Annotated in this window: 15 protein-coding genes; 6 read left to right on the top strand and 9 right to left on the bottom strand. The window is 67.6% G+C overall.

The window, feature by feature from the left end; genetic code table 11:
* Positions 1–77 precede the first annotated feature (77 nt).
* From QUS11_06780 to QUS11_06770, 3 genes are read right to left on the bottom strand one after another with little or no spacing between them, the layout of a single operon-like run.
* On the bottom strand, positions 78–1,211 hold the full coding sequence (locus QUS11_06780) for a glycosyltransferase family 4 protein (GenBank protein ID MDM7993003.1): 1,134 nt from the start codon (positions 1,209–1,211) through the stop codon (positions 78–80).
* The gene (locus QUS11_06775; GenBank protein ID MDM7993002.1) at positions 1,208–2,602 is read right to left on the bottom strand and encodes an oligosaccharide flippase family protein; all 1,395 of its coding nucleotides are present in this window, start codon (positions 2,600–2,602) and stop codon (positions 1,208–1,210) included. The genes QUS11_06780 and QUS11_06775 overlap by 4 nt, the downstream gene beginning before the upstream one ends.
* Entirely contained in the window at positions 2,599–3,825 is a 1,227-nt protein-coding gene (locus QUS11_06770; GenBank protein MDM7993001.1) for a hypothetical protein, read from the bottom strand. Before QUS11_06770 ends, QUS11_06775 begins: the two co-directional genes overlap by 4 nt.
* Before the next feature lie 138 nt (positions 3,826–3,963).
* On the opposite strand from QUS11_06770, the gene QUS11_06765 reads away from it, so the two are divergent.
* From QUS11_06765 to QUS11_06745, 5 genes are read left to right on the top strand one after another with little or no spacing between them, the layout of a single operon-like run.
* On the top strand, positions 3,964–4,869 hold the full coding sequence (locus QUS11_06765) for an SDR family oxidoreductase (GenBank protein MDM7993000.1): 906 nt from the start codon (positions 3,964–3,966) through the stop codon (positions 4,867–4,869).
* Positions 4,866–5,933 (top strand): polysaccharide biosynthesis protein, encoded by a 1,068-nt coding sequence (locus QUS11_06760; GenBank protein ID MDM7992999.1) that lies wholly within the window; start codon positions 4,866–4,868, stop codon positions 5,931–5,933. The genes QUS11_06765 and QUS11_06760 overlap by 4 nt, the downstream gene beginning before the upstream one ends.
* Positions 5,930–7,027 carry a UDP-N-acetylglucosamine 2-epimerase (non-hydrolyzing) gene (gene wecB / locus QUS11_06755; protein ID MDM7992998.1) on the top strand — a complete coding sequence of 366 codons (1,098 nt, stop codon included), beginning with the start codon at positions 5,930–5,932 and terminating at the stop codon, positions 7,025–7,027. The genes QUS11_06760 and wecB overlap by 4 nt, the downstream gene beginning before the upstream one ends.
* A 5-nt stretch (positions 7,028–7,032) precedes the next feature.
* Positions 7,033–8,295, top strand: a complete 1,263-nt coding sequence (locus QUS11_06750; GenBank protein MDM7992997.1) for an O-antigen ligase family protein — start codon at positions 7,033–7,035, stop codon at positions 8,293–8,295.
* A 41-nt stretch (positions 8,296–8,336) separates the two neighbouring features.
* Positions 8,337–9,575 (top strand): hypothetical protein, encoded by a 1,239-nt coding sequence (locus tag QUS11_06745; protein MDM7992996.1) that lies wholly within the window; start codon positions 8,337–8,339, stop codon positions 9,573–9,575.
* On the opposite strand, the gene QUS11_06740 is transcribed toward QUS11_06745, so the two are convergent.
* Genes QUS11_06740 through QUS11_06730 form a run of 3 tightly spaced genes read right to left on the bottom strand, consistent with a single transcriptional unit; the run spans position 9,461 to position 13,133 of the window.
* Complete coding sequence (locus QUS11_06740) at positions 9,461–10,774, bottom strand: hypothetical protein (GenBank protein MDM7992995.1); 1,314 nt, start codon at positions 10,772–10,774, stop codon at positions 9,461–9,463. The two genes, QUS11_06745 and QUS11_06740, sit on opposite strands and share 115 nt — an antisense overlap.
* Entirely contained in the window at positions 10,771–12,156 is a 1,386-nt protein-coding gene (locus QUS11_06735; GenBank protein ID MDM7992994.1) for an oleate hydratase, read from the bottom strand. The genes QUS11_06740 and QUS11_06735 overlap by 4 nt, the downstream gene beginning before the upstream one ends.
* A complete protein-coding gene (locus tag QUS11_06730; GenBank protein ID MDM7992993.1) occupies positions 12,153–13,133 on the bottom strand; it encodes a lysylphosphatidylglycerol synthase transmembrane domain-containing protein in 981 nt (326 codons plus the stop codon). The genes QUS11_06735 and QUS11_06730 overlap by 4 nt, the downstream gene beginning before the upstream one ends.
* A 118-nt stretch (positions 13,134–13,251) precedes the next feature.
* On the opposite strand from QUS11_06730, the gene QUS11_06725 reads away from it, so the two are divergent.
* Positions 13,252–14,322 (top strand): GNAT family N-acetyltransferase, encoded by a 1,071-nt coding sequence (locus QUS11_06725; protein MDM7992992.1) that lies wholly within the window; start codon positions 13,252–13,254, stop codon positions 14,320–14,322.
* Positions 14,323–14,326: 4 nt separating this feature from the next.
* Here QUS11_06725 and QUS11_06720 read toward each other — a convergent pair whose 3' ends face one another.
* From QUS11_06720 to QUS11_06710, 3 genes are read right to left on the bottom strand one after another with little or no spacing between them, the layout of a single operon-like run.
* Positions 14,327–15,028, bottom strand: coding sequence for an SDR family oxidoreductase (locus QUS11_06720; protein ID MDM7992991.1), 702 nt, complete (start codon positions 15,026–15,028; stop codon positions 14,327–14,329).
* A complete protein-coding gene (locus QUS11_06715; GenBank protein MDM7992990.1) occupies positions 15,025–16,020 on the bottom strand; it encodes a beta-ketoacyl-ACP synthase III in 996 nt (331 codons plus the stop codon). Before QUS11_06715 ends, QUS11_06720 begins: the two co-directional genes overlap by 4 nt.
* Complete coding sequence (locus QUS11_06710; protein ID MDM7992989.1) at positions 16,021–16,644, bottom strand: acyltransferase; 624 nt, start codon at positions 16,642–16,644, stop codon at positions 16,021–16,023.
* Positions 16,645–16,753: the final 109 nt, after the last annotated feature.

The raw sequence follows: 16,753 nt of genomic DNA, 5'->3' as shown, positions 1-16,753 counted from the left end.
CGCTGTCTCGTGGGCTCGGAGATGTGTATAAGAGACAGCCCCCCCAGGGGCTGGGGCATCCTGCGCGCCGGCCGGGCCTAGCCGCCCGACGCCCGCCCTGCCGCCTCCAGCAGCGAATCGACCACCGGGCCGGCGAGGTGGTGCGCTTCGACGCGCCTGCGCCCGGCCTCGCCCATGTCACGCCTGGCTCCTCCATCCGAGAGAAGCCTGCGGAGCCCGTCCTCCATCGCTTCCATGCGGCCCCGGGCGCAGATCCCCAGGGGGGCGGCGCCCGACAGGAGGCCGTCGGGGTCGGACTCGAGGCTGAGCACGGGCCTCCCGAGGTACCATGCCTCGAGGAAGGCGTTGGAGAAGCCCTCCGAGGGCGAGGTGTTGACCAGCAACCTGGAGGATGCCACCACCGAGAGAGCCTCCGCGTGGGGGATCTCCCCAAGGTACTCGATCAGCCCGGATTCCCGCGCCTTCTCGAGCAGACCGCGGCACGCGCGGTCCTGCACCGCACCCGCCACGGCCACCCTGAGGCGCCGGTCCGCAACCCTCGAGAGCAGCTCGACCAGCCTGTCGAACCCCTTGAAGACCGAGACATGCCCTATCCAGCACGCATCGAAGACCCCGGGGCGCTCCGCGGGCTTCTCGAAGGGGACGAAGGCGTTCCTGACGACCTCCGACGCGAGCCCCATCCTCCGGCACTCCGCGAGCTGGCCCGAGTGCTGGGAGAGCACCATCGAGGCCCGGCGCAGGGCCAGGCGCACGAATGCAGCTCTCGCGATCCGGCCGTACCCTGCCCTGCCGACGGCGCCCGATGGCCCGCCGGAGGGACTCGTCCTGAGATCGTCATCGCAGGCCAGGGCGGCGAGGTAGGGCGCCCCGAGCCTTCGGGCGGCGCCTGCAACCGAAGGCGCGAAGACGGAAAAACCCCTCGTGTAGACGATTCCGGGATCGAGCTTCCGCAAGGCGCGCTTGAGGGAGGGCAGCCTGCCGGCCCAGAACCTCAGCCCCCGCGGCCAGGCCGACTCGGCCTCCCAGCCCCGTACGATCCCGACACCCGAGACGGTTCCCTCTTCCGCGGGGCCCGGGACGAGGATGGTCACGGGATGTCCGCGCCTCGCGAGCTCGGCCGAGAGGATCGCGACCTGCCGTTCGGAACCTCCGTCGGGGAGGCCGGCCAGGGCGCGGGCCCCTCCGCCCGTGAAGCACCAGGAGGGCTTCACGCTCCCGGCCTCCTCGGCCAGGGCAGAACCGCACCCAGCAGGTCGCCCGTCTTCGTTCGCACCGCGGCGAGATCGCCCGGCCCGGGTATCGCCTCGCGCCAGCGCAGGCCCGTGCGGCGCAGGAAGACGCCGGTGCCGATCAGCCATTCGAACGAATAGGCCGCCAGGCTGGCAAGGGCGGCGCCCTCCATCAGCAGGGCGGGGATCAGCAGCAGGTTGAGCGCCACCTTGAGCGCGAAGGCAGCGATGCGGGTCGCCACGTTCACCAGCGCCAGGTTCGAACTCTCGAAGAAGCTCGCCGTCATCGACCTGTGCGCCTGCATTAGGGTAGAGCCCAGGAGGATGATGAAGGGGAGAGTCGCCGGCTCGAACTCGGCCCCGTAGAGGAGCACGACCAGCGGCCTGCCCAGCACCGCGCCCAGCAGGAAGAAGGGGAGGAGGACGACGGTGAGCTGGCGCGCGGCCTTCGCAGCCAGCCGCGCCCTTTCGACGGGGTCGGCCACGGCGGCCAGCGATGGCAGGAGAACCGTGTTGGCTGATGCCGACACCAGCCACAGCTTCTCCGCCAGGCTCGAGGCCAGCGAGTAGAATCCCACGGACTCGATGTCCAGGATCGACTTGATCATGTAGATGTCGATCCGGATTATCAGGTACCAGACCAGGGCCGATGCGTGCAGCTTGATCCCGTACGACAGGTACCTCTTCCAGAACCCTTCGCAGAGGGCGCCGCCATCCCCTCCCGAAGCTCCGTCCGGGTCACGCTGCTGGCGGATCGCCAGAAGCATCAGGGCGGTGACGATCAGGGTGGAGGCCACCACCGCCGCGATCCCGCCTCCGACGCCCAGCCCCAGCCACACCAGGAGGATGGCGTACAGGGCCGCGAGCAGCACCGGCGCAAGGGCGCGGATCACGGCCAGGCGGCCGAAGAGCCTGAGCGCGCTCATGATCGACGACCAGTGGGCCTGGAGGATGCCCAGGGGGACGAGGGCGGCTGCGAGGAGGATCATCCGTCCGCTGGAATCCCCGAAGAACTGGCCGCGGAAGCCCAGCACGAACACCGCGAACACGGCGAGCCCGGCCAGAGTCTGTAGCAGCGCCGCCCGGGCCGAGACGGCGAGCGCCCTCCCTGCGGGCAGCATGCCGTTCGAGACGAAGCAGACGTTGGTCTGGATGATGCCCAGGAGGACGAAGCTCACTATCAGGTCGGGCGTGGTGTGGAGGAGGGCGAACGTGCCCCTCCCGGCCGGGCCGAGCACGCGGGCGGTGATCATGCCCCCCGCCATCGCGGCGATGAACGCGATCACGTTGCCCGTGAAGGTCACGGCGACATGCCTGTGCGGCGCCCCCCCCGGCGCGCCCGGAGAATCCCCCGCGTGCCCCTTCCTCTTCACGAGAGCTCCTCCAGGAAGCCGCCGAAGACCCTGCCGGTCTCCTCCGCTCTCAGGGACGCCCTGACGGCGGGATCTCCCCAGGGATTCCTCCTGTTCCCGGCCGATTCCAGGTGCCTCGTCAGCGAGGCGAGGCCGTCGGCCACCGACCTGGGAGACCCGGTCCCGCAGACCCATCCCCCCAGCCCCCCGACCAGACGCTCGCAGGCGCCGGGCCTGCAGATGCCGATCACCGGGCGACCCGCTCCGGCATAGTCCACGAGCTTCGACGGCAGGAAGGCGCCCGACTCCTCCTCGGAGGGCGTTATGACGAGCAGGGCGTCGGCCGAGGACATCAGGGCCAGGCTCTCCAGGTACGGGACCTGGGGGTGGAACGTCACGAGCCCGGGAGGCAGCGCGGAGATCTCCCCTCCCGATGCGGAATGCCCGTAGAACTCGAACCTCAGGGTGTCGAGCAGGGAGGGGGATCCGTCACCGATGAGCGCAAGGGCCGAGATGAGGTCCGACGGGCTCCGCGAGCCGTAGAGGCTCCCGAGGTGCCTCACGATGAACGGCTTCCCGTCACGGGGCGGCACCGCAGCGGGATACAGCGCCTCCTCGTAGCCGTGCGAGACCACCCTGGCCTTGTCGGAGATCGAGGACGGGTATCCGGACAGGGTGAGGTCCCTCATCTCGGTGCAGGGGAAGACCAGCATGTCGGCAGCCTCCACCACCCTGCGCTCGAGACGGGCATGGAGGATGCGGGCCGGAGCAATCCTCCTGATCATCGGGTTCGTCACCCAGGGATCGCCGAAGTATGCGGCCCAGCGCAGGCCAGGAACCGCGCGGACCGCCTCGAGGCCGGCCAGGTGGACGCTCATCGGGGAGGCGAAGGTGACGAGCACGTCTCCGGCCTCCGGGTGCATCGCGAGCAGTTCCCCCGCCGCGGGGGCGGCCCACGGCCTGTAGATGTCGGGGATCTGGAGGAGCTGGTAGAGCGGCGTGTGGTAGGTCACGCGCCTGGCCAGGACATGGGCGGCGGACTCGCGGAACCGCACCGGACGGACTCCGAGGGCTCCGGAGGAGGCCAGGGGCGCGAGCCCCGGGTCTCCGGGCCTGTCGTCATCCCCGGTCACCACGGTGAAATCCCGGCCGCAATGCCGGAGGAGCCTCCACGCAACGACCGACATGGCGGCCGCGAGCGGGGGATATGCGAACGAAGCGGCGAAGAGCCTCTTTCCGGCCAAGCTGTTGCGCCTCCGTGGCTGGGCCGTATGCAAAGTAACAGCACGGCAATATAATTTCGGCTGGGTCGAAAGACCGGCCGACCCGGACGCTCCGGGAGCGGCGGCCGCCCGTCGGCCCCATCGGAAGGCAGTCACGGCGTGTCGGATTCCGCGGAGAGGGTGCTGGTCCTCGGAGGCAGCGGGATGCTCGGCCACAGGATGCTGGAAGTCCTGTCCGGGAGCTTCGTGACCGCCGGCACCGTGAGGGGGGGCATCCCTCCGTCGCCAGAGGGCTTCTTCGGGCGCCTCCGGCCCGGATCGGTCATCGGAGGGGTCGACGCCCGCAGGTTCGCGACAGTGGAGGCCTGCATCGCCTCATACTCCCCCACGGTCGTGGTGAACTGCATAGGCATCGTCAGGCAGCTCCCCGAGGGTTCGGATCCGGTGGTCTCCATCGAGGTCAACTCGCTCTTCCCGCACAGGCTGGCCGCCGCATGCAGGAGACTTCGCGCCAGGCTGATCCACATCGGCACCGACTGCGTCTTCTCCGGTTCGGCGGGAAGCTACCGCGAGGACGACACCCCCGACGCCACGGACCTGTACGGCAGGTCGAAGGCGCTGGGCGAGCCGGTCTCGGAAGGCTGCCTGACCCTTCGGACCTCCATAATCGGAAGGGAGCTGGCGAGGACCACCGGGCTCCTGGAATGGTTCCTTTCGAGGAGGGGCGGGTCGGTCAGGGGATACAGAAGGGCCGTGTGGAGCGGGCTGACCACGGAGGGGCTCTCCAGGGTCGTCGCCGAGGTGATCCGCAGGGGATCGCCGGCGGAGGGGCTGTTCCACGTGGCATCCGAACCGGTGTCGAAGTACGACCTCCTCAGGCGGATCGACGCCGCTCTCGGCCTCGGGATCGAGGTCACGCCCGTCGACGAGCCCGTGGAGGACCGCAGCCTCTGCTCCGACAAATTTGCAGAGGCGGCAGGGATCGCCATCCCGCCTCTGGATGGCATGATTTCCGCGCTCGGGGACGACCTGGGGCGCTACGACGAATGGAGAACCCGGGGATGAGCTGTCTCGAAGGAAAGAGGCTCCTGGTAACCGGAGGCACCGGATCGCTGGGGCAGGTCCTTGTCAGGAGGCTCCTCTCGGGCGAGATGGGCACCCCCTCCGCGGTGGTGGTCTTCTCGCGCGACGAGGCCAAGCAGCACTTCATGCGGATGGACTACGCGCATGCCAGGGCCGCCACTGACGAGATCATCTACGATAATTCGAAGCGCCTGCTGGAGTTCAGGATAGGCGACGTGAGGGACTACCATTCGGTTGCGGCCGTCCTCCAGGGCGTGGACGTCGTGTTCAACGCCGCGGCTCTCAAGCAGGTGCCCACGTGCGAGTACTTCCCGTTCGAGGCTGTCAGGACCAACGTCCAGGGTCCCGAGAACATCATCCGCGCCATCCAGGAGCTGGGGCTGCCGGTCGAGACGGTCGTGGGGATCTCGACGGACAAGGCCTGCAAGCCGGTCAACGTCATGGGCATGACCAAGGCGCTGCAGGAGCGCGTCTTCCAGCAGGGCAACATGCGCTGCCCCCGGACGAGGTTCGTCTGCGTGCGCTACGGGAACGTCCTGGCCTCGAGGGGTTCGGTCATACCGCTGTTCCTCGACCAGATCAGGGCAGGCGGGCCCGTCACGATCACCACCCGCGACATGACACGGTTCCTGCTGAGCCTGGACGACGCGGTCGACACTGTCTTCGCCGCGGTGAGGGACGCCCTCCCGGGCGAGACCTGGATCCCCAGGGCCCCGTCCGCACGCATGACCGACCTGGCCGGGGCGCTCATCGGCGGCAGGGACATAGCCACCGTGATCACGGGGATCAGGCCGGGAGAGAAGATCCACGAGATCCTCGTCTCGGAGGAGGAGGCGTTCAGGACGTTCGCCACCGGCGACGGGTTCTACGCCATCGGCTCCATCCTGCCCGAGGTCCGCGGGACCTCGCGGGCCGGCGAGCCCATCGGCGGCGAGTACAGCTCGGCCGGGTCGCTCATCGGGCCTGAGGCGCTGTGCGAGCTGCTGTCGCGCAACTCGCTCATGCCGGACATGGTCGACGGAGCGGGCGGGGAGCTGCTGAGATGAAGCTGGTAACCGTTCTCGGCACGCGGCCCGAGATCATCCGCCTCTCGATCGTGATCGGGAGGCTCGACGGCCTCTGCGACCACAGGGTGGTGCACACCGGGCAGAACAGCGATCCGGCCCTCTCGGACGTCTTCTTCTCCGAACTGGGGGTCAGGAGGCCGGACGCATTCCTCGGCGTGGACACGTCGAGCCCGGGAAGGCAGCTCGCGGGCATCCTCGAGGGCTGCGAACGGGTCTTCAGGGAGGAGAGGCCCGACAGGGTTCTCGTCCTCGGCGACACGAACAGCGCCCTTTCGGTGATCATCGCCAAGCGGGCGGGCATACCCGTCTTCCACATGGAGGCCGGGAACCGCTGCTTCGACGACAGGGTGCCAGAGGAGGTCAACCGGCGCATAGTCGACTCCTGCAGCGACGTTCTGATGCCGTATACCGAGAGGAGCAGGGCCAACCTCCTGAGGGAGGGGTACCGCTCCGCCAGGATTCTCGTCACGGGGAACCCGATCCTCGAGGTCCTCGAACGCAACACGGACGCCATCGACTCCTCCGGCATCCTCGACAGGCTGGGCCTCGAACCCGGCGGATACTTCCTCGTGACGGCGCACAGGGCCGAGAACGTCGATCCGGAACCCAGGCTCGCGAGCCTGTTCGAGTCGCTCTCCAGGGTCGGGCGCGAGCACGGGCTGCCAGTGATCGTCAGCACCCATCCCCGCACGCGTGACAGGCTGGCCGCCATGGGCGGGCTCCCCGCGGACTCGGGCATAAGCCTGATGGACCCCTTCGGGCTGTTCGACTTCGTGAAGCTCGAGAAGAACGCGCGGTGCGTGCTCTCGGACAGCGGAACCGTCCAGGAGGAGTGCTGCATCCTGCACGTGCCCAACGTCACCCTGAGGGACGTCACCGAAAGGCCCGAGACGGTGGAGTGCGGCAGCAACATCCTGGCCGGCGTCGAGCCCGGCAACGTCTCGAGGTGCGTTCATGCGGCGCTGTCGAGGAAGCCGTCCTGGACACCGCCTCCGGAATACATGGCGCGTGACGTCTCGGCCACCGTCGCCTCGATCCTGATGTCGCGCCTGGAACCGGCTCCCCCGGGCTGACGGGATTGTCCGAGCTCCTCACATACGCGCTCACGGCCGCAGGGGTCCTGCTCGCCCTGACTTCGGTGGTCTCGGCCCGCTCGCGGCTGATCCTGTTCTATGCCCTGATGTTCATGACGATGGGAGGGCTACAGCTCGAAGTCCCCCTGCTGGGGTCGGGGATGCGTTCGGTACTGGCCCTTCTGCTGCTGGCGGTCTCCTGGAGGACCGTCTCCACGGCCGTCGCATGGCTCAGGGCCTCCCGGATACTCGCCCCGGCCGCCCTGATGGCCGTCTACCTCGTCGTTTCCAACCTGGTACTGAGCTCCGATCCCTCGTTCAAGACCTCCTTCGAGAACGCCGGGAATTTCGTCTTCTTCCTGCTTTGCACGGCGTTCCTGCTCTCCGGCACGGACAGGCAGGTGAAGTGGCTCCTCATCGTGACGGGTCTCGGGCTGCTCTCCAACATCCTTGCCTACACCCCCCGCTGGGTGCCCTTCATGAGCGGGAGGACCGTCTTCGGCCCCGTCCCCCACTACCAGGAGCCTGCGGGCAGCGGCCTGCTGCTCCTCCCGATCCTCCTGATGTTCCTCCACTCGGCGCCCCGCATCAGGGACCGGGTGGCCAGCCTCGCCGGGATCGTCTTCGTCACGGTGGCCACTTTCATCACCGGGGCGAGGACCCCCGCGGCAGCCTATGTAGCCGTGCTCGCGCTGTACAGGCGGAAGGTCTGGTGGGCCCTGGCCCTCTTCGCGACAGGGGCGCTGGTGTTCACGATGCTGCCCGAGAACGAGCAGACAGAGAGGATGGTGGACCGCATCCAGCAGCTCTCGCTGGCCGCGAGGACGGGCACTCTCCAGCAGAACCCGGATGCCGGGATGAGGCTCGAGAACATCCGCATCGCGCTCGAGGGATTCGTCGAGAAGCCCGTCTTCGGCTGGGGGGTCGGCTCGTGGTACTCCTACAGGCAGTCGAGGACGGGCATGCTCGGATACACGCTCTCCACACACAGCGGATGGGCTCTGCTGCTCTTCGAGACCGGGCTGGTCGGAACCGTGCTCTATGCGTTGCTCATCATCGCCTGTCTCAGGGGCCTCGACCTGAAGTTCACGGGCGACCTCGCCGGCGACATAGGCTTCGTCGCATTCCTGGGGGTGGTCTCGCTGCTGATAGTGAGCCTCGGTGGAGATACCCTCCTGAAGAGGGGCACCTTCACGTTCATGAGCTTCGGTGCCTACGCCAGGTGCGCCGCGCTCAGGAAGGCGATCTGGGAACGGGGGAAGACCTGACAGCCGGGCGCTCCGCCACAGTTATCCTGATAGTGTCAGCCTTGGCGGTGCGGGCTGCGGTTCTCCTCTCGGCCGGGGAGCCATGGAATCCCGGAGTCTGGCAGTCATGGACGATCGAGCCCGATTCGCACGGCTACATCGCCCTTGCCGGGGACCTCTCCGACGGTGTGCAGGACAGCGCATCGACGAGGACTCCGGGCTATCCCGTCATCCTCATCGCATCCGGGTCCGTGTCCGGCTCGCCGATCCCTGTGGTCGCAATCCAGCAGATCGCGGACATCACGACCGCAGTGCTGATCGGACTCATGGCGAAGCGTGCCGGCTGCACCCGCTGGTGGGCCGCCTCGGCCGTCTACCTTCTGCTGCCGGCCTCCTCCGTGGCCTCCTCGCGGATACTGCCCGACACCCTGCTGGCCCTCGTTTCTGCTTCCACCTGCCTCATCTGGCTGCATACACACGGGGCGGAGAGAACCGGAAGCCTGATCGCGAGGTACTCCGCGATCGGGCTGCTCCTCTCGACCGGCGCATTGATCAAGCCGGTCCTCCTGTTCGCCCCTGCCGTCTACATCATCCTGGCGCTCTTCTCGAGATCGGGGGCGCTGCATGCCCGGATCCTGGCCGCCCTGGCCGTGCTCGCCGCCTCGCAGGCCGGGCCGCTGCTGTGGCGCGCCCACAACCGGGATGCATTCGGTCTCGACGCGATCTCTGCGCAGGATGGATACGAGCAGGCAGGAAGGATCTGGGTCCTCACGGGCAGGGCCACCCAGCTCGAGTTCGTGACCGATGTGAAGGACAGCGTCGAGGCCGTCTCGACCGTCGACGGGGAGCCGGATTACGCCCTGCGCGGCAGGATCTACAGGGATATGGCGCTCTCAGAGTTCTCGGCCCATCCTGCAGAGGTTCTCGTCCCGCATGCCGTGAGCTGGCCGCGGTTCTTCTCCACAGGGATCGGGAGCACCCTGCGATATCTCGGGCTCCCTCCGGACAGCCCGCTCGCCTTCCCGCTCAAGGCCGCCTCCGCTCTGCTCATCCTCTCCCTCCCGGCCGGGTTCGCGGCGGGATTGATCGTGAGAAGGGTCAGGAGGGAGCTGGGCCCCCTGCTCGCGCTGACGGCAGCCTGGATGGCAGTGATGTCGCTCGTCCACGGGCCGCTGGCCGGCCCCCGCTACGGGCTGACCTTCCTCCCGGTGCTCTGCGCGACGGGGATGTCCTCCCTCTGCCTCCTCCTGCGCAGTAGGACCGAGGCCGCCGCGGGGACGAACGGCACGAGCGCCCAGTAGAACATCAGGCCGTACCTGAAGGACGCTATGGGTCCGATCACCGGCACCGAATAGAGAAACCAGGCGAGGCCCAGCCAGAAGATGCCTCCGAGTTCCGCGCGCACCCTGCGGGACGGCAGCGCCGACACCAGGGCGATCAGCAGGGGGAACTGCAGGATCGTCGTTAGGCCGGCGTAGAGAAGCGGCTTGCGGTCTGGCGGAGTCAGTCCGAGGTAGGGTCTGTGCGCGTCGAGGTTCACGAAGAACTTGGGCCAGCGGCTGAGTTCGAACCAGGCCACCCTCAGGGGATTCGACAGCACCGCATCCCTCGCGGCAGCCCGGAACACGCTGTCCCTCATGGCGTAGTCCATGACTCCATCCACCGTGCAGAGAGCCTCCAGGCTGTCCCTGTACATCCAGAACGTGCCGCCGCCTACACCAAGCCCCCTGTAGTCGGCGATCTGGACCATCCTGCCCATGGGCTCGAGCGCGTCCTGGGTCGTCATGCCCGGCAGGCCGAAGGAGTTCTCGTTGTGGGTCCTCAGGAGGAGGTAGGATGCGGCCAGCGGGACCGCGAGAGCAGCCGCGAACACCGCCCTCCTTGCCCTGCCCGGCCCGGGGACGGCGGTCAGCGCAGCATAGATCACCGGTGAGTACAGTACCACAGGCTTCAGCATCAGCCCGGCCGCCATGCAGAGGCCGCCCCCAAGCCCGGCCACGGCCGCCCCGGGGATGGTGCCCCCGCGGTGTATCCGCAGCCAGAGAAGGCCCGAGAGGGCTGTCAGCATCGAGACGTGGACGTCGGGGATCATGTACGACGAGTAGATGATCCCCGAGGGGAGGCACATGTAGAGCGCTCCGGAGACTGCGCCGAGCTGTCTCCCGAGGGTCTGCGCCGCCATGGCGGCCACTGCGAGAGCGGTAGCCAGTTCAGCGATCTGCTGCAGGATCATGGTGCAGGTCCAGCGGGGCCCGGCCAGATCGGCGGTGGCATTCAGAAGGATCGGATAGCCGGGAGTGCGGAAGAGCGGTTCGGCCTGCGACCCGTCCGAGAGCTCCTCCGCTGCATGCAGGTAGGAGTGCGTGTCGGTGTAAGAGATCCTGCCCTCCCAGGCTTCGCTCCCGGGAGCGCCCTGGAACAGCAGGACCGCGACCCGCAGCAGGAAAACCGCGGCAAGGGCCGCCCAGGCGACGGATTCGATGCCGGGGGAACGGCTCAAGCGCCAGTCCCCGGGCAGGCGCGCCCGTCGCGGGAGATTCCGCCCAGTGCCTCCGCTACGGTCTTGCGGGCGTCCAAAACGCAGTGGTCCATGTTGAAGTACTCGAACCGGCCCAGCCTGCCGTGCGTGACGAGGTTCCGGCAGGGTTCGAGGGATGCGAGCGCCTTCGAGGTCGCGCTCCTGTAGTCTATGGTTCTGAGCGGATAGGTGTTCTCCCAGTCCACCACCCGCCAGTCCATCACCGCACCCGGAGACACCAGACCATACCCCGAGAGGCCGGAAACCGCCCGGTCGAGCAGATCCTCACCCGGGGCCGATGCGATCGTGTCCCGACCCGTAGTCGTGAACTCGATGCACAGGGAAGTCCTGCCCTCGGGGGCCATGTGCGGGCTCATGTTCCGGGGCTCGCTCACCCTGTTGAACGACGTCCTGTCGTCGGCGAAGTAGACCCAGGGCGTCGTGCCGAAGACGCTCTCCTGCTCGAGCGTCACGAGGAGGAAGCGGGTGGAGATGTATACCAGGCCGGGGTCGGGAAGCCCGAGCATGGAGGACAGGTCCTCGAGCGAGATGCTCGAGAACACCAGGTCGGCGTGCATCTCTGAGGAGGCCGCCGACACGGCCATCCCTGCCCCGTCCGGACGGAGCCCGGTCACCGGTTCGCCCGCGTGCATCGCGAACCTCGGGTCGGCGATGCAGGGTCCGAGCAGGGCTTCGATGACCGTTCCGCTGCCATGGTCCGGGTAGACGCACCTGGAGTTGAGGAACGGATCCTCCTCGGCCTCCATCGCCCTGGGCTTCATGCCCAGGAAGGTGCGCTTGAAGAGGTCCCAGAGAGTGAAGATGCCTATCCTCTGCCTGCCGAAGTCTGCCGAGATCATGCTGCCGGGCACTCCCCAGGTCTTCTCGGTGAAGGGGCCGAAGTAGATGTCGTAGAGCTTCCTGCCGAACCTGTTGCGGATGAAGTCCTCGAAGCTGTCGTCACGCCACTCGCGGAAGAGCGACTCCACCCTGCTCCAGAGGAAGCTCGCGGCGCACGCGGCGGAGGTGAGGGGCGATATCCCGCCCAGTATGTCCAGCCCCTTCATCGGGTAGGGGATGAAGCTGTCCCTGAACACGACCCTGGGCTTGTAGACGCGCGTCCGGTACTCCTCGCCCAGCAGATCCTCCATGAAGGAGTTGAACCACGGATCGACGGAGTGGATGTTGTGCGGCCCGAAGTCGAACCCGAACCCGCCCTCCATGCCCACGGTCCGGCAGAGCCCCCCGGGTTCTGGCCTCTTCTCGAACAGGTGCACCTCGAGGTCCGGATCGCGGCATTCGCGCAGCAGGAAGTACGCGGCTGCGATCCCCGAGATCCCGCCTCCGACGACGACGGCCCTCATGCGCGTTCTCCGGTGTCGAGAAGGCTCTTCCTGGCGTGCTCGAACCCCTCCCAGGCCCTGCCCCAGTCGTTCGAGAACATGTACCCGGCTCCCAGGGCGAGACCCGTCAGGGTCTGGGGCACGAACTGGAGCAGGTGTATCGCGACCGGCGCCGCGGGGAAGTCGCACAGGTCGTAGCCCATCAGGGCGAGGCTCCCCGCCACCGCCGCGTGGTAGGTGCCTATGAAACCCGGGGCCGAGGGCACCAGCACGGAGAAGTAGACGAACACGATGGTGGCGATCACGCCCAGGAGGGGCACCTCGGGCAGGAACATCCTCAGGCCGCAGTAGGAGGTGGCCAGGGTGAGGATCCACAGGGCCGAGGTCGAAACCAGGAGACCGTTCCAGCGGGGTCCGGCGGCCATGGATCTCAGGTGCCCCGCGATCTTGCCGAGCACGGCGCAAGGAGCGGAACGCCTGATCCCTTGAGGCAGCCTGCCGGGGATCTTCATGGCCAGGAATGCCAGCAAGGGGACGGCGACGAGGATCGCGGCCGCCAGCAGGAGACCCCTGCTCGAGGCGAGGAACACCCCGAACACGAGGACTATCGCGCCGAGGAAGAACAGGTCGAGAACCGATTCGGCCAGGATGGAGGCGACGGACCGTGAGTAGGGCACGCCCGCCCTGTCCCGGATGAACTGGGCGCGCATGGCGTCACCCATCCTCAAGGGCAGTAGATTGTTGCCGGCCTTCGCGATGAAGAGCCCTCGAATGGCGGTGCCTGGCGAGGCGGTTCCCGCCAGCATCGACCACCGCAGCCCTCTCAGGATCGGCTCTATGGAAGAGAGTAGCACGTACATGACTGCCCAGGCCGGATCGGCCTCACCCAGGCCGGACAGGAGCGTACCGGGATCGACCCGCCTGTAGACGAGCAGGAGCAGCCCGGCGGATACGGCCGCGGGCAGCAGGATTCCCAGCAATCTGGCGCGTCTGGTCATGTCGGTTCCATCCCGGCTCGTATCCGACGATCCCGTTCAATGCTAACGCATCCTGGCGCGACGGCGCAAACTGGCCTGCATGGCGCTGGTTCGCGATGTTCCGGCACCGGAGGTGCATATGGCATTCGAGGTCTACGGGAACGGGGACGAGGGATGGAAGGATGCGTGGCGTCTGCTTCCGCCCGAGGCCGGAGACGTGTTCGCGGGCCCGGGATACTACCGCGCCTTCGCCGGCCTCGAGCCGGGAGCCTCGGCTGAATGCGCGGTACTCCGCGACGAGCGGGGCATCCTGCTCCACCCGTACTTCAGGCGCAGACTGGCGGCCATCCCGTGGCTCGGAGCACCTGAGGGCTCCTGCGATCTCATGACGGCCTACGGCTACGGCGGGATCTACGGCGACAGCGACAGGGAGGGCCTGCTGGACGACTTCATGGCTCTATTCAGCGACCACTGCGCGAAGACCGGCGTAGTTGCGGAGCTGATCCGCCTCAACCCGCTCCTCGGTTCGGAGGCCGCACTTTCGCGACACTACGATCTGCGCAAGGGGAACAGGCAGGTCGTCGTGGCCCTGGGGCGTTCCGACGACGAGATCTGGACGGGCTACAGGCACAACAACCGCAAGAACGTGAACAAGGCCCTGCGGTCCGGAGTGGAGGTCATCCGGGAGGAGCCTCTGGGGCCGCACTTCGGCGACTTCCTGTCCATCTACGCGACGACGATGGACCGCAGGGGCGCGGACGGGGGATTCCGCTTCCCGCAGGGTTTCTACGACACCCTGGCCGAAGGGCTGGGGAGCGGATGCACGATGTTCTACGCCCTCGCAGGCGGCGTGGCAGTCTCGGCCGAAATGGTGCTCGCCTCCAAAACGGCGGTCTACTCATACCTGGGCGGCACGAGGGAGGACTCCTTCGAACTCAGGCCCAACAACCTGCTCAAGCACGAGATCATCAGATGGGCGAGGGACGCGGGGTTCCGCAGCTTCCTGCTGGGCGGCGGCCCGGGCGGCGACGACGGTATCTTCGACTACAAGCGGTCCTTCGCCCCCGAAGGGATACTGGACTTCCACCTGGCCTGCCGCGTGTACGACGGGGGCGTCTATGGAAGGCTCGTCGCCCGCTGCATGGAGCATCCCCCGACGGCCGTGCCGGAGGCGGAGCGGTACTTCCTGAGATGGAGATACGGGAGGTAGGGGATCAGAGCCCTCCGGTTACCGGGATCACCGCCCCGTTCACGTAGGACGCCCTCTCGAGGAAGAGAACGGCCTCCACGAGCTGCGACGGGTCGCCGAACCCCCCCGCGGGGATGCTCTGCCTGATCCTCTCCCTCGGTTCGTCGGGGATGGAGTAGCTCAGCCCGGCGTCCATGTAGCCCATCTCCAGGCAGTTCGAGGTGATCCCGCGGGAGGCGTTCTCGACCGCTATGACCCTGGAGAGGCCCCTGAGCCCCTCCTTCGAGGCGCTGTACGAGCAGGTGCCCGCCGCGCCCAGCCTCCCGGCCACCGATCCGGCGAAGATCAGCCTGCCGTAACCCGCGGGCCGCATCCTCCTGAGGAAGGCGGATGCAGCCAGGAAGGCCCCCGTCAGGTTGACCTCCAGAACCCTCCTCCAGTCCTCCGGAGTCTGCCTGTGGCATACCGCGCTGGCGGATATCCCGGGGAGATAGACGAGCACGACCCTGGAGGAGGCCGAAAAGGCTTTCGAGGCCAGAGCCTCGCATTCTCCCTGGTTCGTCGCGTCGCACTTCACGGCCTCGACGGACTCCGGAACGGATCCCGGCGAGGAGCCGTAGGTGGCGAGCACGCTGCATCCCCTGCCGGCGAGGTCGCGGCAGAGCCCGGACCCTAGGGCCGACGAGCCGCCGGCCACCACGAAGAGGACGTCTTCCTTCGCGTTCACCATCTCAGTATCGAGGCGCCCCAGGCCCAGCCTGCGCCTACCGCAACGAATCCCACGATCTGTCCGGGCAGGATCAGCCCCTTCCTGTTCACCTCGTCGAGCAGGAGCGGAATCGTCGCGCTGGATGTGTTCGCGTAGCGATCCATGTTGGTGTGGAACCTCTCGAACGGGATATCAAGGCGCCTGGCACTCTCTTCGAGGATCCTGATGCTGGGCTGGTGCGGTATCACATGGTCCACGTCGCGGGGCAGGAGGCCGGATACCGACAGCACGCTCCTGAGAGCCTGCGGTATCACCTCGACCGCCGTCTCGTACACCTTGTGCCCGTCCATCCTGTAGAAGTGCAGGCCGGAGGACACGGTCTCCGGCGAGGCAGGCGTCTCCGACCCGCCGGCGGGCACGGTGAAGGCCTCGTAACCCGACCCGTCGGCGTACAGGCGCGAACAGAGGAAACCCGCATCGTCTCCCGTGTGCGACAGCACGGCGGCTCCGGCTCCGTCGCCGAAGAAGACGCAGTCTCGCCTGCCCCAGTCCGTGATGCGCGAGAAGGTGTCGGCCCCGATCACGAGCACCTTGTGGGACATGCCCGTGCCCACGAACTGCGCCCCCACGGTGAGGCCGTAGATGAATCCTGCGCACACGGCGTTCACGTCGAACGCCGCTGCGTTCTTCGCGCCGAGGGCGTGCTGGACCCTGGGGGCCGTTGCGGGTGCAAGCCTGTCGGGCGTGGCCGTGGCGACGATGATCATGTCGAGCTCGGAGGCTTCCACGCCGGCGTTTTCCAGCGCCCTGCGGCCAGCCTCGACGGCCAGGTCGGACGTGCGCTCGCCCGGGGCGGCTATCCGCCTCTCGGCGATGCCGAGCCTCGACTTCACCCACTCGTCGGAGGTGTCCACCCTCCCGGCCAGCTCGGCATTCGTCACCACGCGGCCGGGTGCGTAGCTTCCCGTGCCGGTGATCCTCACCCTGCGGACGAAGGTCTCCTGCGCCATCTAGACGCCCTCCATCCGGCAGGCCTCGCAGCCGAAACCGCCCCCGGCCTGCCTCCGCCTGAAATCGGCCTCGAGTTCGAGCAGTGTGGTCTTCCTGTCCTTGATGTACCTCGCCGGGGTCCCGGCATGTATCTGTCCAGGAGGTATCGATCTGTTCACGAGGGACATGGCCCCGGCCACGCTGCACTCGCCCATGGTCACTCCGGGGAGGATGACCGCCCCGGCTCCGGCCAGCGCGTGCTTCTCGAGGATCACGGGCGCCCAGACGCAGCTCCTGTACTCCCACGGGACGCACGGATTCGTGAGATGCTCCCCGCTGTAGTCGTCGGTGCCGCCGTAAACCGTGCATCTCCCGGCCAGCCCCGAGAAATCCTTCATCTCCAGCCCGGCCGGGGCTTCGATCAGGCACAGAGCGGCTATGTGCACGAAGCTGCCTATGCGCACCCATCCGTCGCTGCAGGCCGAGATCACGCAGAAGTCGTCGATCCGGACGTGGCTGCCGATCTCGATGCGCCCGGTGTTGTAGAGGGAGGCCTTCCGGCTGATCTTCACGTCGTGCCCGAAGGACCTGAGCCCGAGGCCGGCGAGCTCCTCCTCGGAGTAGAACGAACTGCCCGCCGGCATCAGGCCCCGTCTCCCGGCCTGGCGGCCCCCAGGGCCGCCATGGCCGCCATGTCCGAGGGTGCGTAACTCTGGTCCACCGGCACGGCCACCACGGTCTTTCCCACGTCGT

It is taken from the genome of Candidatus Fermentibacter sp. (assembly GCA_030373045.1).
GTDB lineage: Bacteria > Fermentibacterota > Fermentibacteria > Fermentibacterales > Fermentibacteraceae > Fermentibacter.
This window is presented reverse-complemented; position numbering and strand designations above follow the sequence as displayed.